At 71.0% G+C, this 22037-nt stretch carries 17 protein-coding genes and 2 pseudogenes; 3 read left to right on the forward strand and 16 right to left on the reverse strand.

What is annotated here, in order from left to right; genetic code table 11:
- The first annotated feature begins 96 nt into the window (after positions 1-96).
- Positions 97-720: a class I SAM-dependent methyltransferase gene (locus ACLGIH_RS01115; RefSeq protein ID WP_416523299.1), complete on the forward strand. Its 624-nt coding sequence runs from the start codon at positions 97-99 to the stop codon at positions 718-720.
- Here ACLGIH_RS01115 and ACLGIH_RS01120 read toward each other — a convergent pair.
- The 10 genes from ACLGIH_RS01120 to ACLGIH_RS01165 all read right to left on the reverse strand — a co-directional run bounded on the left by ACLGIH_RS01120 (position 689) and on the right by ACLGIH_RS01165 (position 11102).
- Positions 689-904 carry a hypothetical protein gene (locus ACLGIH_RS01120; RefSeq protein WP_416523300.1) on the reverse strand — a complete coding sequence of 72 codons (216 nt, stop codon included), beginning with the start codon at positions 902-904 and terminating at the stop codon, positions 689-691. The genes ACLGIH_RS01115 and ACLGIH_RS01120 overlap by 32 nt on opposite strands.
- Positions 882-2774, reverse strand: coding sequence for a carbamoyltransferase family protein (locus tag ACLGIH_RS01125; protein ID WP_416523301.1), 1893 nt, complete (start codon positions 2772-2774; stop codon positions 882-884). The genes ACLGIH_RS01120 and ACLGIH_RS01125 overlap by 23 nt, the downstream gene beginning before the upstream one ends.
- A 15-nt stretch (positions 2775-2789) precedes the next feature.
- Complete coding sequence (locus ACLGIH_RS01130) at positions 2790-2978, reverse strand: hypothetical protein (RefSeq protein ID WP_416523302.1); 189 nt, start codon at positions 2976-2978, stop codon at positions 2790-2792.
- Between the two features lie 11 nt (positions 2979-2989).
- Positions 2990-3907: an SGNH/GDSL hydrolase family protein gene (locus ACLGIH_RS01135; RefSeq protein ID WP_416523303.1), complete on the reverse strand. Its 918-nt coding sequence runs from the start codon at positions 3905-3907 to the stop codon at positions 2990-2992.
- 55 nt (positions 3908-3962) lie between these two features.
- On the reverse strand, positions 3963-4898 hold the full coding sequence (locus ACLGIH_RS01140) for an NAD(P)/FAD-dependent oxidoreductase (protein WP_416523304.1): 936 nt from the start codon (positions 4896-4898) through the stop codon (positions 3963-3965).
- A 3-nt stretch (positions 4899-4901) separates the two neighbouring features.
- Positions 4902-6179: an MFS transporter gene (locus ACLGIH_RS01145; protein WP_416523305.1), complete on the reverse strand. Its 1278-nt coding sequence runs from the start codon at positions 6177-6179 to the stop codon at positions 4902-4904.
- Positions 6172-7092 carry a phytanoyl-CoA dioxygenase family protein gene (locus tag ACLGIH_RS01150; protein WP_416523306.1) on the reverse strand — a complete coding sequence of 307 codons (921 nt, stop codon included), beginning with the start codon at positions 7090-7092 and terminating at the stop codon, positions 6172-6174. Before ACLGIH_RS01150 ends, ACLGIH_RS01145 begins: the two co-directional genes overlap by 8 nt.
- Before the next feature lie 55 nt (positions 7093-7147).
- Positions 7148-9031 (reverse strand): carbamoyltransferase C-terminal domain-containing protein, encoded by a 1884-nt coding sequence (locus tag ACLGIH_RS01155; protein ID WP_416523307.1) that lies wholly within the window; start codon positions 9029-9031, stop codon positions 7148-7150.
- Positions 9032-9144: 113 nt separating this feature from the next.
- Entirely contained in the window at positions 9145-10728 is a 1584-nt protein-coding gene (locus ACLGIH_RS01160; RefSeq protein ID WP_416523308.1) for a radical SAM protein, read from the reverse strand.
- A gap of 206 nt (positions 10729-10934) precedes the next feature.
- On the reverse strand, positions 10935-11102 hold the full coding sequence (locus tag ACLGIH_RS01165) for a hypothetical protein (RefSeq protein WP_416523309.1): 168 nt from the start codon (positions 11100-11102) through the stop codon (positions 10935-10937).
- 434 nt (positions 11103-11536) lie between these two features.
- On the opposite strand from ACLGIH_RS01165, the gene ACLGIH_RS01170 reads away from it, so the two are divergent.
- Complete coding sequence (locus ACLGIH_RS01170) at positions 11537-11815, forward strand: SMI1/KNR4 family protein (protein ID WP_416523310.1); 279 nt, start codon at positions 11537-11539, stop codon at positions 11813-11815.
- 670 nt (positions 11816-12485) lie between these two features.
- Here ACLGIH_RS01170 and ACLGIH_RS01175 read toward each other — a convergent pair.
- The 4 genes and pseudogenes from ACLGIH_RS01175 to ACLGIH_RS01190 all read right to left on the reverse strand — a co-directional run bounded on the left by ACLGIH_RS01175 (position 12486) and on the right by ACLGIH_RS01190 (position 17241).
- Entirely contained in the window at positions 12486-14060 is a 1575-nt protein-coding gene (locus ACLGIH_RS01175) for a SpoIIE family protein phosphatase (protein WP_416523311.1), read from the reverse strand.
- Complete coding sequence (locus ACLGIH_RS01180) at positions 14057-14587, reverse strand: methanogen output domain 1-containing protein (protein ID WP_416523312.1); 531 nt, start codon at positions 14585-14587, stop codon at positions 14057-14059. The genes ACLGIH_RS01175 and ACLGIH_RS01180 overlap by 4 nt, the downstream gene beginning before the upstream one ends.
- Before the next feature lie 991 nt (positions 14588-15578).
- Positions 15579-16378, reverse strand: a pseudogene (locus ACLGIH_RS01185) (hypothetical protein); the annotation flags it as partial.
- A 501-nt stretch (positions 16379-16879) separates the two neighbouring features.
- Positions 16880-17241 (reverse strand): annotated as a pseudogene (locus tag ACLGIH_RS01190) (HGxxPAAW family protein).
- A gap of 132 nt (positions 17242-17373) precedes the next feature.
- Between ACLGIH_RS01190 and ACLGIH_RS01195 the strand changes: the two are divergent.
- On the forward strand, positions 17374-17844 hold the full coding sequence (locus ACLGIH_RS01195) for a MarR family winged helix-turn-helix transcriptional regulator (protein WP_416523313.1): 471 nt from the start codon (positions 17374-17376) through the stop codon (positions 17842-17844).
- Between the two features lie 640 nt (positions 17845-18484).
- On the opposite strand, the gene ACLGIH_RS01200 is transcribed toward ACLGIH_RS01195, so the two are convergent.
- Entirely contained in the window at positions 18485-19279 is a 795-nt protein-coding gene (locus tag ACLGIH_RS01200) for a restriction endonuclease (protein WP_416523314.1), read from the reverse strand.
- Between the two features lie 652 nt (positions 19280-19931).
- A complete protein-coding gene (locus ACLGIH_RS01205) occupies positions 19932-21476 on the reverse strand; it encodes a fused MFS/spermidine synthase (RefSeq protein ID WP_416523315.1) in 1545 nt (514 codons plus the stop codon).
- Between the last annotated feature and the right edge of the window lie 561 nt (positions 21477-22037).

Here is a 22037-nt window from a genome sequence, read left to right on the forward strand (position 1 = left end):
CTGCCCCCGGCCCGGCGCGCCTGAGTGGCGATCACCGGCCGCCGGGTCCGCGCACGGCCGGCCGGCCGTGCGCGGCTGTGCCGCTAGGATCGGGCCGTGAGGAGTGCGATGCTGGCCGGGGCCTTCGATGAGCTGGCCGACGACTACGATCACCGGCACCACGAGGAGATCGCGCGGGCCCTGACCGCGTGGGTGGCACCCGGGCCGTCCGACGCGGTGGCCGACGTGGCGTGCGGGGCGGGAGCCGTCGCCCTGCACCTCGCGCGGAGCAGGCCGCGCACCGCCCCGCCCGTCCTGGCCGTCGACCTCTCCCCTCGGATGATCGCGGCGGGCAGGGCCCGTGCCGCCGGCCTGGCCCATGACACGGCGATCGACTGGCGGGTCGGGGACGCCGTGCCGCTGCCGGTTGCCGACCGCTCCCTGGACGTCGTGCTCTGCGCGTCCTCGCTGCACTTCCTGGGGCGCCGGGCGCCGGCCGACTGGCGGCGCGCCCTGAGTCCGGGTGGCCGGGTGGGATTCACCCTTCCCCTGGCGACGCACTTCCGTCCGTCGGGACGCTTCTCCCGTCTCATCGCCGCCGATGTCCCGCTGCCCCGCACCGCGGACGAGGCGAGTGCCTGGGCGGCGGCATGCGGATTCACCGAGGCGGATTCCCGCATCCACGTCCTCGGTACGCGGCGCGTCGTGCTCACTTCGGCGACGAACCCGGACCGCGCGTGAGGGTCGGGACGGGCTTGCGGGCACGTGCCGGACGGTCGAGATAGCTCGTCCGGCGCTCGTCCCAGGCACGCTTCAGCGGGTCCCGCACCGCCCGTGCGCACAGCCCCGCCGGGGTGACCACCCCGAAGTACAACGCGGCCAGGCCCAGGTGCGGCAGCCGCTCAGTCCATCGGGATCGTCGCACGCCAGTCGGCCTCCTCCCGCCACTCGGGCTGGTCCCGCTTGTCCAGCAGGTGGTTGCCGAGGACCAGCAGGTCGATCCGGGTACGCATGAAGCAGGCGTACGCCTCCTCCGGGGTGTGCACGATCGGCTCCCCGCGCACGTTGAAGGAGGTGTTCACCAGTACGGGGCAGCCCGTGCGGTTCCGGAAGGCGGTGAGCAGCGCGTGGAACCGCGCGTTGTGCCGGGCCGTCACCGTCTGCACCCGGGCCGACCCGTCGACATGGGTGACCGCCGGGATCGTGGAGCGCGGCACCCGCAGCAGGTCCGGGCCCGTCAGCTCTTGGCCCGCCGTTTCGCACTCCCGCCGACGGGCCGCGGCGACCTGCGCGGTCAGCAGCATGTACGGGCTCTCCTGCGTCAGGTCGAACCAGTCCTTGGCGTCCTCGGCGAGCACCGCGGGTGCGAACGGGCGGAAGGATTCCCGGAACTTGGTCTTGAGGTTGAGCGTGGACTGCATGGCCGGGTCGCGGGGGTCGGCGAGGATCGACCGGTTGCCCAGCGCCCGTGGCCCGAACTCCATCCGCCCCTGGTACCAGCCCACCACCCGTCCCTGCGCGAGCTCCGCCGCGACCCGCTCCACCAGCTCCCGCTCGCCCAGGCGCACGGCAGGGTATTCACACCCGGTCAGGAACTCCTCGATCTCCCGGTCGGAGTAGCCGGGGCCCAGCAACGCCCCCGACATCGCGTCGGCGCCGCGACCCACATGGGCACGGGGTGCCCCCCGGCGGTGCGACTCGGCCAGTGCCGCGCCGAGGGCCCCGCCCGCGTCCCCGGCCGCCGGCTGGACCCACACCTCGTCGCAGATCTTCTCGGCGAGGATCCTGCCGTTGGCCACGCAGTTGAGGGCCACGCCGCCGGCCAGGCACAGCCGTCGCTCTCCGGTGCGTTCCAGCGCCGTCCGGGCCAGCCGCAGCATCACCTCCTCGGTGACCTGCTGCACCGACGCCGCCAGATCGAACTCCCTGTCGGTGAGCGGACCTTCCGGTTCGCGGCGCGGCCCGTCGAACAGCTCCTCGAAAGCCCGGCCGGCCATGGTCTGCCCGTACTGGAAGGTGAAGTGGCGCAGATCCAGGCGGAACGAGCCGTCCAGCCTGACGTCGATCAGCCGCTCCCGGATGAGCGGCGCGTAACGCGGCACCCCATAGGGCGCGAGGCCCATCAGTTTGTACTCCCCCGAGTCGACCTTGAAGCCGCAGAAGTACGTGAACGCCGAGTACAGCATGCCCAGCGAGTGGGGGAAGCGCAGTTCCGCCAGCGGAACCAGGCCGGTGCCCCGGCCGTGCCACAGCGTGGTCGTAGCCCATTCCCCCACGCCGTCGACGCACAGCACCGCAGCCGACGGGTAGGGGCTTGGGAAGAACGCCGACGCGGCGTGCGAGGCGTGGTGCCGGTAGGCCACCAGCGGTGGCAGCGCCTGTCCGGGCGCCAGCTCGCGCAGCCGCGCCCGTACGTCGTCCAGTGCGCGCCGCTTCCAGCCGGCCCACTGCGGGAACGCCCGGCGGAACACCGGGAAGCCGCGCGGGGCCGTGGCGAGCCAGGTGGCCAGCACCCGGCGGAACTTCAGCGCCGGGTCCTCGTAGAACGCCACGGCCGCCAGCTCGTCGATGCGCACTCCGGCCTCGCGCAGGCAGGAGGCGACGGCATGGGAAGGGAAGCCAGGGTCGTGGCGGCGCCGAGTGAAGCGCTCCTCCTGCGCCGCCGCGAGCGGACTACCACCGGCCACGATCGCTGCGGCGCTGTCGTGGTAGTAGGCGGAGATGCCCAGGACCGGGCGGTCCGGCCCACCGGGGCCGCAGCGGCCGGCGCGCACAGCGCCCGTGTCGGTCCCCATGCCACAACCCCCAGGTCAGAACAGCGGATAGACGGAGGCGTCGTCCTCGGGCTGCGGCCGCAGCCGCGAGGGCGGTGGTGGCTCGGTGGCGGGCCGGTCGTCGGGCGAGGGGCTCGGGGAAGTCCCTGACCGACTCCGGTTACGGAGCCAGGAGGTGAGGCGGCGGACCGCTGACGCGGGCGCCGCGCTGCTGTCGTCATGCATCGAGGGGCTCCTCACGCCAAGTCGAGGCGGTCCGCCAGGTGCCGGGCCACCAGGTCGTACCCGAGGTCGGTGCAGTGCACGCGGTCGATGAACAGCCAGTCCTGCGGCCCGGCGGCCTCGCCCAGTGCCACGTTCATGTCCAGGAAGGGCACGCCGAGACGGGCGCATCCGTCGGCCAGCCGGTGCGCGTAGTCGCGGCCGACCGCCATGGTGGAGATGTCGTTGTGGAACCGGCGGAAGTTGGACACCTCGTCCAGCTCGTCGAAGAGCAGCTTCTCGCGGGGCAGCGGCTCCTCGCGCACCCACGGCGCGAGCGGCTGGAGGACGAAGGTCAGGCGCGCGCCGAGGGCGTCCGCCAGCAGCTTCCACCCGCCCAGGTGGCGGATCGTCAACTCGGTGGCGTGTGCGACCCGCTGATCGGGCGGTGGTACGACGTCGGGGGCGGGCCCGCAGTCGAAGTAGGCGCCGTGGCGGCCCTGCTTCTCCTCGGGCAGCCGGCTGAGCACCAGGTTGTTGACTCCGGACAGCAGCACGATGTCCTCGACGGGCGGCAGTGCGTGCCGGAACAGGGTGAACAGCAGCAGTTCCTGCGCCGAGTTGTGGCTCTGTCCGGCCATGTTCAGCCAGGGCAGCCGGGGTGCGTGGGTGTTCCACAGGCGCGCGGTGATCGTGGCCGCGTCGCTGGTGGCGCCGACGCCGAAGACCGCGGAACTGCCTGCGAGCACCCGCACCGGGCCGTCGGGGCGGTCGTCACCGACCGTCGCCCGCAGTCCCCCGGGGCCCGGGGTGACCCGGAAGCCGTGCCGGTCGGTGGTGTAGACGGGGGTCTTCTCGTTGCCGTACTGGAAGTACCCCAGATAGGGCTGGTCCTCCAGGACGAAGGTGTAGTGCTCCATGTGCGGGGTGAACTCGGCGCGGGGTGACGTCATCGCGAAAGGGCTCCCGTCGGTGCGCTGTGCGTGGCTGTCGTGGGGTCCGTGGTGCTCAGCGGTCCGGGGCCGGGGGCGGCGGCCCGGGCAGGGAGCCGGGGCGGTCCTCGCGGATCAGGTCGGCGTTGACGGCCATGCCGGCCAGTCCTCCGCTGGCGGCGGCCATGGCCGCCTGCTGCATGTTCCGGCCGAGGTCCCCGGCCACGTACAGGCGGGGCAGGCTGGTGCGGCCGCGGTCGTCGGTCTGTACGGACTCCAGGTCCGGGGACCGCAGCCAGGGGCGCAGCGGGGCCACCCGGGGTTCGGTGTCCAGATGCAGGAACAGCGCGCCGTAGCTCGCGGACCGGCCGTCGGCGAAGACGACCTCGACTCCCTCGGGGTGCGGCTTGAGCTCGCTGACCCCGTCGGTGCGCACGGGCACGCCGGCCGCGGTGAGCCGGTCCTGCTCGTCCTGGGGCAGCTCGCGCCGGTCGGCGAGGTAGGTGATGTCGTCGGACCACACCGTCAAGGTCGCGGCCAGGCACTCGCTGGGCACGGTCCCTCCGTACACGGCGAAGCTGCGTTCGCGCACCTCCCAGGCGTGGCAGTACGGGCACTCGAAGACGGACCTGCCCCACAGGTCCGCCAGGCCCGGGACGGGTGGCAGCACTGAGCGCACACCGGCCGCGTACAGCAGGCTGCGGGCGCGAAACGTGCCGGACCGCTCGGTGGTGACCACCACGTGGTCGCCGTCGCATGCGGCCGACACCACCTCGTCGTCGCGGAACGTCACGTCGTACGCGGCGAGTTCGGCGCGGGCGCGGGCGCGGAAGTCCGCGATCGTCGCCCCGTCGTTGGTGAGGACGTTGTGCATGACGCCGGCCGCCATGTTGCGGGCGTCGCCCGAGTCGATCAGCAGGACACGGCGGCGTGAACGGCCCAGGTAGAGCGCACCGTTGAGGCCGGCCGGGCCGCCTCCGACGATCACCGTGTCGTAGAGCTGTGCGTCCAATGGTCACCCCTTGTCGAGAAGGTCACTGCGTTTCGGGCGGGCCGGAGGGGGGTTCTCGCGCAGGGGCGCGAGCACCAGCAGGGCGCCCACGGCCAGGGCGGTCCCGCACACCAGGAACACCGCGGGCACGGAGAGGGCCTCGGCGAGCAGGCCGCCGAGTGCCGCGCCGACCGGCATGCCGCCCCACGCGCACAGCCGGGACACGCTCATGACCCGGCCCTGGAGGTCCTCCGGTGTGAGTCGCTGGCGCAGCGACATCACGGGGATGTTCCAGCCCATCATGAAGACTCCGTTGGCGGCGAGCGCCAGCGCGGCCGGCACCGGGTGGCGGCTCAGGCCCAGCGCGGCGTAGGCAATCCCGGACGCCACCAGGGACCACCGAGCCAGCCGCACGGTGGGCAGCCGGTCGGCGGCCCGGGGGATCAGCCAGCTGCCGGCCACGGCGCCCAGCGAGCCGGCGGCCAGCAGCAGTCCGTATCCGGCTCCGTCCAGTCCCAGCGTGCGGGCGCTGAGCAGAACCAGCATCGAGAAAGTGGCCGAGAACACCACGCCGTACAGGGCGCTGGCGGCCAGGGTGAGCCGCAGGGTGCGATGGCCGAGGACGAAGCGGAGCCCCGCCCGGATGTCGCGCAGCACTCCGCCGGGCGCCTCGCCCGGTGCCGTCTCACGAGGGGTGCGGGCGAGCGGGGCGAGGCCGAGCAGCAGCAGCGCGGCGAGTGCGTACAGCACCCCGCCGGTGGCCAGGGCCACGGCGGCTGCCAGGCCCACGAGCAGGCCTGCCACGGGGGGTCCGACCGTTTCGTTGAGGACGATCTGCGCAGCCGACAGCCGGCCGTTGGCGCGCTCCAGATGCCGCTCGGCGACCAGGCGCGGCAGCATCGCGGGGGCGGCGGTGTCGGCGAGGGTCTCGGCGGTGCCCAGCACGAACGCCAGCGCGTACAGCAGGACCAGCGGACGGTCGTCGGCAAGCACCAGGGCCGCGCCGAGCAGGGCCGCCGCGCGGACCAGGTTGCTGCCCAGTACGATCCGGCGCCGGTCCGTCCGGTCCACGAGGACGCCCGCGGGAAGCGCGAACAGCAGCCAGGGCAGCATGTTGACGGCGGTCAGCCCGGCGACCGTCGCCGGGTCGGGGTGGTGCGCCACCACCAGCAGCGGCAGCAGCGTACGGGTGATGCCGTCGCCTGCGTTGGAGGCGGCCGTCGAGGCCCACAGCCAGCGAAATGGGCGGCCCAGGTCCGCCCGCCCGGCCGGCCGGGCCCCGGAGCGGGAGGTGCTAGCCAAGAACGCTCCCCCCGCTCCCCCCGCTCCCCTCACGCCACGCGCGCAGTCCCAGCAGTCGCTCGCCCAGTTCCGTCAGCTTCGCCGGCCCGTACAGCTCGGCCTCTTCCTTACGCACCCCGCCCTCCGGCGGATGCGGTGGGATGCGGTCCCGCCAGAACCGCACCCGGGCCTGACGCAGGTCGGTGTTGTCCTCCCACGCGGGCGCCATGGTCAGGTACTGCGCCATGCGCACCCGGGCCTCGGAGAGGTTCGGGTGCACGCCGTGCGGCAGCAGACTGTTGAAGATGATCAGGTCGCCGGGTGCGACCTCTGGCGTGGTGACCGGGTAGCCGGTGATGTCCGGGGTGAAGGGGTCGCGGTCGGCGGGCTGGCCGCTCACCCACTTCTCCCACTCGGTGAAGATCTCCGGTACGCACTGGAAGCCGCCGATCTCCTCGTCGCCGTGGGTCAGTGAGAGCACCGCCTGGCAGCTCACCGGCAGAGGATCGGCGGAGGTGTCCACGTCCCAGTGGACGAACCCGTCGAAGGCGCGCGGTCCCCGGTTGGGCGGGTTGACGTTGGCGAAGTCGATGGTGACCCACAGGTCGGTGCGGTCCCATACGTCGGCGAAGGCCTCGTACACCCGCGGGGTCTGCCGGACGTCCCACTGGGCCTGGTGGTTGTACATCTCGACCAGCCCGCTGTGGCCCGGCAGCCGGTCGTTGCCGGTGTGCGGCGAGACCCAGGTCGAGGGATCGTCGGGGTGCATGTCGAGGAAGGAGTACAGGGCCTCGGTGAGGGAGGCGACCGTCTCCGGCGCCACGGCCTGCCGGACGATCACATAGCCTCGGTTGATCCAGTGGTTCCAGTCGGTGGGGGTCAGGACGCGCAGCGGTTGTGTCTTGTTGATGTCTCGCAGTGGGGTGGCGGCCACGGGCACTCTCCTGTGCGGGCGGGGAGCGGGTTGGGGCGGTGGACGGCGGCCGGGGTCACTCGATGATCAGGCGGTGTTCGGGCAACGCCACGGCGTCCAGCTCGGTCTGGGTGAGCAACTCCAGTGCGTCGTCCATGTGGTTGAGGATGGGGCGCCCGCCCCCGTTGGCGCTGGTGTTGATGAGCACGGGCAACCGGGTGCGGGCGGCGACCGCGTGGCAGAGCCGGTGGAGCAGGGGCTGGGTGTCGGCCCGTACGGTCTGCAGGCGGGCCGTGCCGTCGATGTGCCGTGCCTCGGCGAGCTGCCGGGCCCGGTCGGGCCGCACCCGCACCGCGAACAGCATGGTCTCGGTGTGGTCCAGGGGCCCGGTGAAGTACTGGCCGGCCACCTCCTCCGGGCAGATCGGTGCGACCGGCCGGAACCACTCCCGGTGCTTGATGGTTTGGGAGACGTACCGGCGGGCGCCGCTCCAGTGGGCCGAGACGAGCAGCGAACGATGGCCCAGTGCCCGCGGTCCGGTCTCCAGGCCGCCCTCCAGCCAGGCCACGCACCGCCGGTCGGCGAGCAGGCCGGCGACGGTGTGGAGGAACTCCTCGTCGTCGGCCGGGCGGCGCAGGGACAGCCCCAGGCCGCCCAGTCGCCCGGTCAGGCCATCGAGCGGTGGGGTGGTGCCGCGGTCCACCGTGTCCAAGCCCGCCAGCGGTGGTCCGGCGTAGGCCAGCGACGCCCATCCCGAGCGGCCCGGCAGAGCCGGGCGGTCGGCCGGATCGGCGACGGCCAGGGCGGCGCCCAGCGCGATCCCCGAGTCGTCGCAGCAGGTGGGGACAGACACCCTGGTGAACTGGCCGCACTCGGCGAGGCGGCTGTTGGCACTGATGTTGAGCGCGCAACCGCCCGCGTAGCAGAGGGTGGCGTAGCTGGGGAAGCGCCGGCTGATGCCGGTGACCAGCCGTGTCAGGTCCTGCTCCACGGAGGACTGCAAGGTGGCCGCGAGGTCCCGGCATACGCGCTCGTCGGGGGAGGTCCCGACCTGGGTGGTACGGCCGTCGGCGGTGCGGATCTCGTCGGGGAAGACGGAGCCGAAGGAGTGCACGACGTCGTCGTCCGAGGAGTCGGCCAGGCCCGCGTCCAGATATCCGCCGCTGTACGGGTCGTACTCCCACCAGGTGTCGGCGTAGCGCAGCGCGGTGCCGGCCAGCCGGCCCTCGTCGAGCTGTTCGTACAGATCCGGCGAGGCGCGCCGGGTCGACTGCGGGACGAGCATGGCGCGCAGCACGGGCAGCAGCGAGGGGGCGCTCTCTCCCGTGGCCGCCAGCCCGAGCAGCTTGCCGGTGTCGAACTGGCTGCCGTGGACGCGCCGGGCGAGTGCCTCGTAGATCAGGCCGAAGCGGGGTCCGGTGCGGTTGGTGAAGGACATCACCGGAGTGAGCTGGTCGCCGTCGCCGAGGCACACCATGCCGCACTCGGCGTAGTTGCCCGTACCGTCCAGGGCCAGCACCAGGGCCTTGCGGGCGCCGGAGGTGTAGTACGCGAGGGCGGCGTGCGCGTAGTGGTGGCGCACCGCGGTCAGGGTGATGTCGCCGAAGCCCGCGGCCAGTGGCCAGTCCAAGGGTTTGATGACCCGGGTCACCGCGTCGGCGAGGCCCGTGCCGCCGGTGGCCGCCCATCGGGCGTCCTCGTTGACGAGCTCGACCAGCGCCGGGGGCAGCACCTGGCACATCGGCGTGTACCAGTCGGCCACGGCGATCCCGGTCACCGGGCCCGCCGCCCGCTCCCGCAGCTCCGCCAGCCACTTGGCGGCGGCCTGCGGGAAGCCGCCGTTGCCGCCGCACACATGGCGCAGCCCCAGGCGGCGCTCGGCCTCGATGACGCGGTAGCCGGCCGGGTCGGTGAGCGCGGCGCCCGCGTCATGGCCGAAGTGCATGCCGATCGTTGCCATGGAATCAGTCACCCTTCCTGGGTCCGGGCGGGCCGGCGCGGCGGGTCCGGGCCGTGGCTCGATGGCCCGCGTCTCGCGGGGCGGGCCGGTGCGAAATCGTCGAGGGGCCGGAGTCAGGACAGGGTGGCGAGGCTCTGTGCGTGATGGCGCTCCAGGAGACCCTGGACCACCTCGCGCATGTAGGCGCAGTAGCCGGGCGACATCACCTGGATCGAGCCGTTCTCCTCCTCCAGTGCCCCGGCGGAGCCGCCCGAGCAGGTGCCCTGGAGTTCGCAGCCCTGGCAGCCGGGGCCGTTGGTGTAGGCCCGCATGCCGTAGTCCTGGTAGGCGGGCGAGGAGAAGATGCCGCGCCAGTCGTCGATGCTGCCCAGCTTGCGGGCGGTGGCCTTGCAGGCGAAGACGCTGCCGTTGGGCTCGATGGACAGCTGGCGGCCGACCGCCGGACAGGTCTTGTAGTCGGCCTGCTCGGCCCACTTGGCCTCGTCGATGATCATCTGGAAGGTCTGGTACCAGTAGCCGCTGAGCTGCACGCCGCGCTCGCGCCCGTAGTCGACGGCGGCCAGCAGCCGCTGCGCCACGTCGTGCGGGCTGTGCTTTTCGAAGAACTCCCGGGCCTGGAACGACACGATGACGTCCAGGGTGTCCAGGCCGGCCTCGGCGACGAAGTCGATGAGCGGGGTGCCCCACTTGTCCCAGGTGTACTGGGAGAGCACCGTGGTGATGCTGACCGGGACGCCCGCGGCCTTCATGTCGAGGATCGCCCTGCGGACCACGGCCCACGGGGTGCGCTGCTGCTGCCCGCCGCGGAACTCGCCGGTCTCCGGGACCAGGTAGTCGATGGACACGGTGGTGTCGACGCGGTGCCTGGCGAGCGCGGCCAGCAGTTCGTCATCGATGCGGGAGCCGTTGCTGGTGAGGTCGTAGGAGAGGGTGACCCCGTCGTAGCTGTCGCCGAAGGTGCGCAGCACGTGCAGGATGGTGCCGCGCGCCAGGGTGGGCTCGCCGCCGAAGAACGACACCGTCAGATGGCCGCCGCCGTTGGCTTTGCGCAGTTCGACGGCCTCCTTGATGGTCTTTTCGGCGACTTCGCGCGACATGTGCATCGACGGGTTACGGCTCTCGTCCAGGCCGTGGTTCCAGTCGCCCTTGGCGAGGGTGGGGCCCGAGTCCGGGCGGATCGGGTCGACGGCCTCGCGGGAGCGACGCAGTTCGACCAGGACCGGACCGGGTTTCACCGACTCGCCGGAGGTGTTGCGCTCCTCGACGCCGCCGTCGAAGTTGTACGCGAAACAGCCCTGACAGGAGAAGTTGCAGGCGTTGGTGAGCACAAGCTGGATGGAGGAGTGGAACACGCCGCTGCTGAGCGCGTTCTGCCGGCTCTCCAGCAGGCTGTCGATCTCCTTGACCTCGTCGTGCCCGGCCTCGACGAGGAACCGGGCCTCGACGAGGTCGCGCAGCGAGTCCTCGTCGATCCGCTCCCGCAGGCGGTCCCAGCCGATGCCCTGGGAGGCCTCCTTGAGGAGTTCGACGACATCCCGGTCGATCAGCCGCGCATTCCCGAAGAGTGAATGAAAGGCCATGGTCCGGTCGTCGCCCTCGTAGGAACCGAGCTGGCCCCCGAATGACGTGAAATCACGGTCGCCTGCGGCACGCAGGGTTCGGACGTAACGCGAGGACTGGTAGACGGAATTCTGCATGGCTGATTTTTCTCCCTGCGTCTCACGGCTTTTGATGCGGACGTACGGCGCGCTCCTGGGCACGCGACGGCGCGCGGCGTGGACACGGTGTCGATGAAAAGAACCCCGGTGCAAAACCGTTGGACACGGACCTGTCGCGGCCCTCGGACCGGCCCGCGGAACAGACCGGGGCCCGGCCTGCGGGCGGGCCCCGGGGACCTCAGCCGTTAGGCCGATGCACGCTCTTTCTGCTGCTCAGCGGGGGCCGACACGGCCTCCGCCTGCTTGCGGGCGGGTGTGATGGTCGGGGCGTTGCCCTTGTCCGGCGAGACGAACGCACAGGGACGGGACGACGCGGTGACCGCGGGGCGGACGACCTTCTTGACTTCGGCCATGTGGCCTCCTCCATAGGTGCGACACACAACGCGTCCCACTGAAGCAGAAGGGAACTCTGCTGAATAGGACGTCAACCGGTCACCGTTGGAAAGGCGCGTTCGGGCGCTTTTCTCTTGACACCCCGGAAGGAATTGATCTTTCAGTGCTCGACGTGTGCGCTCTCGTCTGCCGATCCACCTGCTATGTCGGCGTGATCCTGTTCTTCCGGGGACACCGACGGACTCCCTTGGGTCACCCCCAAGGAACGGGGTGAATTCCGGTCAGGAGCGAGTGGCGGCGGAGTTGTGGTGGCCGTCAGGCGTCCGTCGCCCGGGCTGCGGACGGACGGCGGACGGCATCGGGACCGAGCGCCCGCGGGACGGGGGCCGGTCCCGGGCCTTCGCCTGCCGATCCGCCAACGGCACCGGCCGGGGCTTCCCGTAGCGTCGGTTCCGTGATCGCCCTCGATGCCCTCGTCCGCCTCTGCCCGCCGCCCGCCGATCCGCCGCCCGCTGTGGACTGGCCGGAGGCCGAGCGTGCCCTCGGTGCGGCCCTGCCCGCCGACTACAAGCAACTCGTCGAGACGTACGGCGACGGCATATTCGACGGCACGATCTGGCTGCTCGTCCCCGTCTCCGCCTACGACGACTGCGACCTGCACACGCAGACGGCGGAACGGGACGAGCTCCTGGCCGACTTGTGGGAGTTCGAGGCGACCTCTACGAAGTGCTGAAGCCGACGGGGCACCGCTTCGCGACGGCCGACCAGACCCTCGGAAATGCCTCGGCGGTGACGCCGTCGGCCACCTCGACGACCTGGTCGGCAGCTGGCGCTCAGTGACGGCAGACGGGGCTGGTCCCGGCTGACGGGCGTCCAGGCTGTACGGCGCATAGCGGCCCGCTCCGTCACCGCGCTCCCCCACCCGGGAGCGCCGCGAGCGCTGTTCGAACAGAGGGTGGACGGCTACCGGACAGGGGTCTTCGCCCGGCCCGAGCCGTACCGCCGGCCCAGGCGTGGTACCGCTCTGGGCCGGCGTTCCCGCAGCTTTCCCGGGCCACCGCAGCCCTCGGCGTCGAGGCGGTCTTGGACGCGCTGTGCCCGCAGACCGACACCAAGGACACCGCTCTCAGCTGGCTGGATCCCGCCTGGGGTACGGCCGTCGTCGAGGGCGTGATGATCAAGGAACCGGAAGGCAGGTACCGACACTCCACCAGTCGACCCGCACGGCGGCAAAGGGGATCACCGGCGCGGTCACCGGCAGCGCGTGCGCGCACGCGCACGCGCACGCACCGAAGGGTCTCCTGGTCGTGGGCGAAACTGTCCTGCCAGGCGTCCGGCCTGCCGAGGGCAAGAACCCACCGCCGCCTCGGTGCTCGTGCGGCCTGGGCTGGGTGGAGGGCAGGTCAGGCCGGTGGGAGGAAGCGGACGGCGAGCAGGGCCCGGTCGTCGGGGAACGCCGCCTCGGGCTGGTGGTGCAGGAACCGGTCGCACAGCTCGGCGATGGCCAGGCCGCTGGTGGTGCGGGCGCACGCGGTCAGCCGTTCCATCCCTATGGCGAGGTCCTCGCGACGGCGCTCGATCAGCCCGTCGGTGTACAGCAGCAAGGTGTCGTTCTCGGTCACGGTGGTGTCGGCCTGTCGATAGCAGACGTTCCGGACGGGTCCGAGAGGTGGGGAGGTCGCGTGGTCGAGGTAGGCGCTGGTGCCGTCGGCGTGGATGAGCAGCGGCGGCAGATGGCCGGCGCTGGCGTAGGTCAGGGCTCGAGTCCGGCGGTCGAAGACCAGGTAGCAGGCGGTGGCCATGCGGTGCGGATGGTAGCGGCCCACGAAGGTGTTGAGTTCGTCCAGGACAGCGGCGGGGTCGGTGCCGCAGCGCGGCACGATGTTGCGCAGCGCGGCGGTGATCTGTGCCATGACGGTCGCTTCGTGCAGTCCGTGGCCGGCGACGTCGCCGATGCTCAGGCCGATGTGATCGGCGTCCACGTCGTAGACGTCGTACCAGTCGCCGCCGACCGAGAGCAAGTCACTGCCCGGGGCGTAGCAGGTGGCCGTCTCCAGACCGGGGAGGTGCGGCAGCTGGGGCAGCAGGCTGAGCTGCAGGCGTTCGGCGACCCGGTGCTCGTGCTCGTGCAGCCCCGCCCGGCGCAGGGCCTGGGCGATCTGCTGGGCCACAGCCGTCACATGCTCGGGAGTGGTGGAGCTGTGTGAGCCGTACACGATCAGCATGCCCAGCTGGACGCCGTCCGCCGCCAGCGCCAGCGGAACCGCGTCCGCGGCTTCACCGGGAAGCGAGCCGTCCGAGGAAGACGGCCGGTCCAGGTCGGTCCAGCCCCCCGCGTATGCCGGAAGACCGCTCTCCTCCGGCTGCAGGGGAGGCACGAGCCGCGCCGAGTGCAGGTAGAGCTCCGCCGAGGTGGCCCCCAGGGCGGCCGGTGCCACCTCGCTGACGACTCGGGAAACCTCCGCGAGCGTGATCGCACCGGCCAGAGCAGCGGTCAGGTCGTACAAGTGCTGCAACTGGGCACGGGCGGCCTGTTCAGCGGTGAGCAGCCGCACCCGGTCCACTTCGGTGGCGCGGCGGAAGGCAACTTCCCGGTTCAGCGCCTCCACCTGCTGGCTGAGCACGACGAACCGGTCGGACATCCCGGCCTCGACAAGATGCAGCTGCAGGGCCGGCTGCGGGCCGTCCCACCAGGTGGCCCGCGCCCCGTGACAGCGGAAGCGCCGCATGCGGCCGTCGGCGTCCTTGATGACCAGCGCGCCGGGCACGGGGCTGCCGCTGCGCAGCCACACGGCCAGCTGCCGGCGCAGCCACGGTGTGTCGTCAGGCCGTAGATCGAACACGCTGGCGCCCGGGCGCAGCCGGTCGTCGCAGCGGCCGGCCGCCGGGTTGGCGGCCAGTACGCGGCCGTCGGCCCCGCAGAGCAGCACCGGATGGGGCAGCGGTCTGGTGATGGCCCGGAAGAGGCCAAGGGTCATGGAGCCACAGCCGGGTCGCCGAAGTACTCGCGGCCGCTCTCCGCCTCGACATCCACGTCGGGGACGAGGTGCACCACCACGCGGCAGCCCGCGTCGCCGCGCGCGATGGTCTCCTCCAGCTCCACCCGCGCATAGCCCAGGTTGCGGGCGGCGATGGTGCCGAAGACGTTGGACGTCATCATGCACATCGACTCCCGGCCCACCACCTTCTCGGCGAACGGGCAGACCCGGTTGCCCAGTACGATCTTCTTCTCGTCATGCTCGATGACGTAGAAGTCACCGTCGATGCGGCGCTTGAGGTCCACGAGCGCCTCGGCGACCTGCTCACCTGCCAGCCGGTCGGCTCCCAGCGCCCTGAGGTACATCTCGTCGATCTGCGTGCCGACGGCCTGCCCCACGAGGCTGATGTAGCCGGACGCCTCCTCCAGACCGATCACCGACTCCAGCGACGTCGCCAACTCACGCACCAAAGTCCGCAGGAACACATCACGGTCCAGTGGAATCTCCACATCCGAAACCTGTTCCATGCCGGCTCCCTCGCCCTCGGGCCACGGTGACAGCGCGACCGGCGGCCTCATTTCGTGTAACGGGACCGATTCTGCCAGCATCCTCCAGCCCGCCACCACCAACACCGTCGACTTCTCAACGGATGTCCCTTCACAGGATCTGCCGGTCACCCGGTAGACACAGATGCTTCGTCAGGCAGGCAGGGGGTGACCCGACAGATGGCTGCCACCGGTTGTGCACAGCGCCAGTCGGCGGCGCCGCAGGGCGACCCGCGCTGGGGGAACCTCGTGAATGGCGGACCGGCCCTCTCGTCCTGCGAGTCGCGTTTCCCCGCGGTCACGGCGGGCATCACGGCCGCCCGGCACTGATCCGCGCCTGCGTCGAACGCTTCTGATCGCAGGGTGGGGCCGATGCCAATGCAACCAGGGGTGTTGCTTCGCGGTCAACTTGCAGATCACCGGCTGACCGCCGCCGATGCCGTACGTGCAGGTGCCGCCGTCATCCGACCGCGTGTCCAGCCAGTACGGATCCTTGTCCATATAGGTGCAATCACGAGCCCGGACAGGGCGAATGCACCCGCACAGGGCAGCGCTCAGCCTTCGGGGAAATGCTCCACCCGATCGGGATTCCCGTTCGGCACGGCCTCTCAAGACCGGCCAGACACGGCTACTTACGCGTGACCGTTGTAGAACGAAGAGCAGTAAGAGGTGCCTCCCTTGACTGCGGCGATCCGCATCCTCACTGTCTGGCCTTCAGGAAGGTCTCCGGTCACCCAAAGGGTCACGTATGGCGGTTCTTCGTTTTCATAATTGCCCCTCGGTGCGGCTCAGTTACCGAGATCATTTTTGTTCAGCGGCTGCACTGTAGTCCATATCGATCCGACACGGTAAGTGCTCCAGGTCGTCGAGTCCTGCGTGAGTGAACCGGCTCGAGGCGCAGGGCGGGTGACCGTGCCAGATCGGCGCCCTCGCGCCGCAGCGCGCTGATCGACTCGGTGAACTGCCCCGGGCGCAGCCCAAGGTCGTCGCCCCATGCATCCAGCACTGCACCGTGTCCGGCTTCTCGGGCCGCCGTCTCGACCAGGGTGAAGACGTGTCGTTGGTGGGATACGTCGCCCGTGGCCGCGATGCGGTCCACGGCACGGAGCAGTACGTCGGTGTCCCAGCCCGGCAGCGGGTGCCGGGCGAGTTCCCACTCCAGGTACTTGTTGCAGGGGCGTCGGTCGAGAGTGAAGAGCAGTTCCAGCAGGAACCGGATGCTGTCGGCGGCATCGAGTCGAGCAGCGAGAGGCTCTCGGGCTTGGCCTTCAGCGGCTCCAGCTGCTTGGTGTTGTTGGGCAGGATGTCCTTCTCGGCCAGCGCGGCCTGGGACTGCCGGCCGTCCCGGTGGTTCTTGACGGAGCGATAGAGCGAGTTGACATAGGCATCGAGCCAGCCACTGGCGTCCTGGAATGCCTCATCGGGACCCAGGCGGGCCTTGTCGGCGAGGATCCGGGCGATGCCTCCGCCGAGCCGGTCGAACACGATCTGGGCACGGGCGAGGGCGTAGCGTTCCCAACCGGGCATCCCGGTTCCACGGAATTCGGTGAGAGTGACGATGACAAGGTCGAGATCGGCGCTACGGTGACCCGCGAACCGGGTGAGATCGGTGCGGGCGTCGTCGGCGACGACCACGTACAGGTCGTGGTCGGAGTACGGGGTCACCATGCCGTCGTGGGCTTGGGACCCTTTGAGGACGAGGCCGACGACGGCTGGATCGGCGGAAGCGAGTTCGACAAAGGCGTCGTAGGTGAGGGGTCGCTGAGCAGCCATGGAGTGGAACTCCGGTGAGGTTTCGACGGGTATGCCTGCTGGGGCGCTCCCGTTATGAGGCACCTTGCACCGTGTGCGGCTGAACGCAGCTGCCACCCGGAAGATCAACGCACCTTTCGACTCTATCGCCCGACCGGCCGTGATGCGGTGGGTTCAGGCGATGCCGGGACGTCGGCAAGGCCCTCGGGCAGCCTCCGGCTTCGACGGACGGCCCAGCTGCGTACGCGGTCTTGACGTGCCGCCGGTGAGCCGCTCCGACATCTGCCACAGTCGGCTGCAAGCCTTCGGGTCGGAGGCCCACGGGCGCAGCTGGCCGCAGGCATGGCGCTGACGGCCTTTCACACCCTGTTGCAGCGATGGAGCGACGGCGACGGTGGCGAAGTTCCCGCCGCACTGAATGACCGGGCCTTCGCCGTCATCGCGCCGGCCCTGGACGCCGTCCCGGGGCGCGGCGCTGTCGGTGACGGCCGGGCACTCCTTTCACACAATCCGAACGAGGTGTCAGGACAAGACGTCGGCCACGGCGGCCGCTTCGCGGGTCACGTCGAACCCGGGCGCCTCGACGGTGCTGACCGGAGCTCCCCTGCGGCCGGCCAGCCGGCATCCGAGGCACTGCGCATGCCCTTGGCGTGCGGAGAGGTCCCGCACCCACATCCCCCGCAGGTCGGCCGGCCGCGCCCCCGGCGGCTTGCCCCAACCGGCGAGGTGCAGGAACCAGGTGACCAGTGCGGCCCCCGCCATGATGCCGAGGCCCAGCCAGATCCCCGGGCGCAACCGCAGATGCCCACGCCGGTCACTGCGGCCCCTGCCGTCGCGAGGAAGAAGCCCGTCCACCCCGCCGCGGTGTGTCCTTCGTCGTGCATGCGCCCGCTCACGCGTCTGATCCCCTCCACGGCCGCCTGGCCGGGCCCCCGAACGTCATGGCCCGTCGGCAGTGCTCGACGTATGATGCCTTAGTAAGTAAGGAATTTATCTTAGGCGCTAAGGGAAATGCAATGGAGGGCAAGCCGCGCCCGGCCGTCTCCTCGGAGGCCATCAATGCGCTGGACGATCTCATCGCGACGAGCATCCTCGGACACCAGGAGTTCGCCCGGAAGCTCGGGCTGAACACCACGGACCTCATCTGCTTCGCCCACGTCCTGGCGTCCCCGGATGCCGCGGTGACTGCCGGCGCCCTCGCCGCCCGCGCTCACGTCACCACCGGCGCCGTGACCGGTATCCTCAACCGCCTCGAGCGCGGCGGGTTCGTCACCCGTGAACCCGACCCCGCGGACCGGCGGCGCCTGCGCGTCGTCCCCGTCCCGGCCGCCGCCGACCGAGTGCAAGCCGTCTACGGCCCCTACTACGCGATGCTCCTGGAGCTCTTCTCGCGGTACACGCCGGAGGAGGCCGCCGTCATCACCGACTGGCTCACACGCGCCGCCACACTGGCCCGAACGTACCTGGACGAGTCGTGCGCCACCTAAGCCTGTCGTTTGGGTCATGCCGCAGACGCGGGGTTCCGGCCCGCACATCTGCCGCATTGTCGTCACTCGCCGACTCCCCCCGCTCGAGCGGGGGGACCCCGCCGCATCGGCTTCCCTCCGCCTTGCACCTGGGCGCACCTGGCTAGTGCACCCTGCCAGGGCTGGGCTGTAGTCCCGCAAAGGGCCGCCCCCAACGGGTGCCGGACAGGACAGAGTTCCGGGCGCCGTGCAACCAGGCCACGCGCTCGTAGAGGTCGTCCTCGCTGAGCGAGCGCAGCATCGCATTGCGCGCCACGGCTTCCTCGCCGGAAGACGGTAGAGCCGCTCGCCCATCTGCCGGGCGAGCAGTTGGATGCGTGCCGCCCGCTCGCACCGTGCGGCGCTGCATTCTTCCGGGCGCTGCGGGACATCGTCGGTGGCGCCCGCGAGCACATCCCCGAGGACGACGGCGTCTTCCAGCGCCTGGCACGCCCTCTGCGCGGCGTACTGGAGCGTGGCGTGGGCGGCATCGCCCATCAACGTCACGCGGCCGTCGGACCGGACGTCCACGGGATCGCGGTCGCCCACGACTCACTCGTTCACGGGAATCGGTATGGAGATCGCCCTGGGAACGGTCCCGTGCCCTCGGCCTCGAGGCCGCTCACAGCGTCTGCCGGGTGGTGTCGCCCGGCTCCACCGCCCAGGGCCCCGCGAGCAGCCCGTCGCGCCAGGCGCTGAGGAAACGGTGGTTGACGCACACGATCCCGCACTGCTCGGCGTATTCCTCGGCCGGGGCCGTGAAGTCGCTGGTGGTGACGACGGCGGCGAGGTCGGCCTCGTGCACGGTGTAGCAGGTGCCGCCGAAGCGCTGCAGTTCCTGCGAGCCGACCTTGTTCTCGTCGTCGTAGCGCTTGCACTGGATGACCAGGCGCCGGCCGTCGGGCGCCAGCGCCAGCACGTCCGCGCCCAGGTCTCCCGCCCCGCCCACGACCTCCACCTGCGAGCAGCCGTCCCGTACGCACAGGTCGGCTATGGCCTGCTCGAAGGCGTCGGCGCTGAGGGCGGCGTAGTCCAGAACCGCGGTCGTCTCGACGGCCGGTCCGCTCCGCTGCGGTGGGACCAGGGCGCGGCTCGTGTCGTCGGTCGCGTCCGTCTCCTCCAGGACGTCCAGCGCGGCGGCCGTTCCCTCCTCCAGGGCCTCGGTGGTACGGCGGGCGAGTCGGGACACGGTGACCCGGGCCCGGTTGCGCCGCCAGGCCAGGAGGAGCGCGAGAGCGCCGAGCGACAGGATCACCACCCAGACGGGCCGCCGCTCGGCCACGTCCACGGCGGCGCGGGCGAGCAGCCCCAGGATCACCAGCATCAGGGCGCTCAGGCCGAAGAACACGGCGGTCGCCCGCAGATCGAACCGGCGCTCACGGTACGGGGCACGCCTGCGGCGTTCGGGCACGGCCACCGACTCATTCCCCCTCGGGCATCGCGACGAACAGCACTGACGGGCATGTGCCCGCGATCTGATCATTTACCGCCCGAGGGAGGCTCCGGTGGCGTGCCGAGGGTCAGAACCCGGCGCCCGGCAGGTCCGGTTCGGCCGCGACGAGGTCGGTGCACGGGTCACGGCGCCGGATCAGCCTGCTGCTGTCGCCGTCGACCAGGACCTCGGCGGGGCGCGGCGCAGATCGGAGCGTCGTTCTCCCGCGGCGCCCGGTTCGGCAAGGCCTCCTTCTCCGGAAGGCCCACTTCGAGGAGGCGCAGTTTGACCTGGCTCTCGGCAGTGGGCCCCGTTGCCGTGGTCTGCCAGCCGTTGTGTGAGGTGCCGACAGAAGTCGTCGGTGCTGGCAGCATCCGCGACCAGGTTCTCGCGACCAGTGCGGTGTCCGAGACTCCTTTGAGGACTGTCGATTCCCCGCCGGCACGTCCTGGCGTGGCCACAAGCCGCTACGCGTGGCTGCTCGGCCTGACGGTTTCCCCTGCCTTTTCAGCTCGCCGCGCTGGTGGCCGTCAGAGAGCAGGATCCCGCCCGGGGCCTGCCGAGGCGTTACCCGCGGCCCGACCGTCACCAGCTTCGGCCCCGGCTCGGGCAGCGACGTCCCCCGGCGACGGGAGTGTCACCGCTCGCCCTGCGAACCGTAGGGCTGCAGGAGCTGGTCGACGGGCGCGTAATCGTCGGTGAGCGGGCGGGCGCCGTCGATCCAGGACATGAGGTCGTCGCCGGTGGCGATCTTCCAGCCGGTCTTCCGGGCGTCCAGCGCTTCCTGGATCGCGCGCGGGTCGACCGGCCGGTCCGAGGCGACCACCACCAGGTTGCCCCCCACGGGGGCGGCAGGCTCGGCGAGGCCGATGTCGGTGGGTGCGCCGAGCAGGGCAACGTTCCGGAACACCTCGTTCAGCGTGGCCGCTTCGGCACGCGCGAAGGCCAGATCACCGTGATCGATGAGGTTGGCGGCGTACAGGCCGTCCTCGTCGAGCACCCGCCGCACTTCGGTCATCGCTTCGGTCGTCGTGAGGTGCCACGGGACGCTGACGCCGCCGAAGGCGTCGCCGACGACGAGGTCACGGCTGCCGGTGTCCAGTCTCCGCAGGCCCAGGCGGCCGTCCTCGACGCGTACGTCGACACCCTCCTCCGGCCTCAGACCGAGTCGGTCGCGGTCGATGCGCACGACGCCACTGTCGATCTCCGAGACGAGACTTCGCGTTCCGGGGCGCGTGGCCGCGAGGTGACGGGGAAAGGTGAGCCCGCCGCCGCCCAGATGGTGGGCAGCGAGTGGCTGACCTTCGGGGAAGGCGGCATCGACCACGGAGGCGATGGCACGCACGTACGTGAACTTCAGGAACGTCGGGTCGTCGATGTCGACGTAGGAATGCCGGAGGCCGTCCAGGACGAGTGTGCGGCCGCTGTCCCGGTCGGGGTCGGCGACGACCCGTGCACAGTGGTACCTGGTTTCGACGTCGCAGCCACCCGGTGCGACCACGGTGGCGAGGCCACCGGCGAGGACCACCAACGTCAGGGCAGGGACGCCGCCCCACTTGCGCATCCGCCATTCAACCAGTGCCGAGCCCACCACCAGCAGTGCTCCCAGCCCGATCAGGATCCCGCTCACCGGCAACCGCGACACGAGGACGAATCCGGTCAGGACGGTACCGAAGATGGCACCGACGGTTCCGACGCCGGACAGCCGGCCGACGACCGTTCCGGTCTCGGCGAGGCTGGTGAGGCGCAACTTGGTCACCACGGGCGTCACCGCGGACAGCAGAGCGCCGGGCACGAGGATCGTCATCGACGCGATCAGCAAGAGCACTGCGGGTGCCCACTCCGCAGTACTGCGCAGCACGGCTGGGGTGAGCGCCACGACCGCTCCCGACACTCCCAGCGAAGGTCCCAGAAGCCGACGCGGATCGACCTGATCGGCCATGCACCCACCCAGCCAGGAGCCAAGAGCGATCGCGGTGAGGGCGATGCCGATCACCATCGTGCTGGTTTCGAGGGTGAGGCCCAGGTAAGGAGCCAGCAGCCGCAAGGCGACGATCTCGACCACCAGGACCGCGGCCGATGAACCGAACACGAGAACGGCAGCAACACGCGGACCCAGGCCGTAGTTACGGGGCGTGCCCTCGGCAACAGGCGAGGAAGACAATCCGGTCACGGACGACATCCTTCCATGCCATTCGTCGACCGAGTGCTGCAGCGGAAAATCCGCACATCGCACAGGGCTTGACGGGCCGGCCGCATGTTTCGCCAGGAGACCCACCACGTACTCGCGCCCGGCGGAGAAGCTCGCCGGTCCTCCAGAGGGACGACCGGCGCCTGCACGGCCGGCTCGGCGAGGTCCTGGCACTCGGCGAGTTCGGCGAGCCCGTGGGCCTGGCCCGGTCGGCCCCACGTGGCCCACGTGCCTCCGACCCCAACAGCCGCCGAGCGGCACGGCATTCCGACCGTCGCGGTCACCGACGCCGACGCCGCGTCATTGTGGTCCTGCCTGACGCGGCCGGGCCGGCGCCCGGGCGACCGGCTCGTCCCGAGGATGTCGTCCGCACGCAGCACCCGTCGATGACGACTGCCACGGAGAGATTCGTGCGGTGGTACACCGCCACCAGCAGCACCCGCTCGGCCCTCAACACCCCGGCCGTACACGGGAAATGCCCTGCCCACGGCCACCTGCAACGCCCTTCAAAGCGTGTTGCAGAACGTCGGAGCATGCGGCGAGGAGGAGGAT

Origin of the sequence: Streptomyces hamibioticus (assembly GCF_047946815.1) — a bacterium.
Lineage (GTDB): Bacteria > Actinomycetota > Actinomycetes > Streptomycetales > Streptomycetaceae > Streptomyces.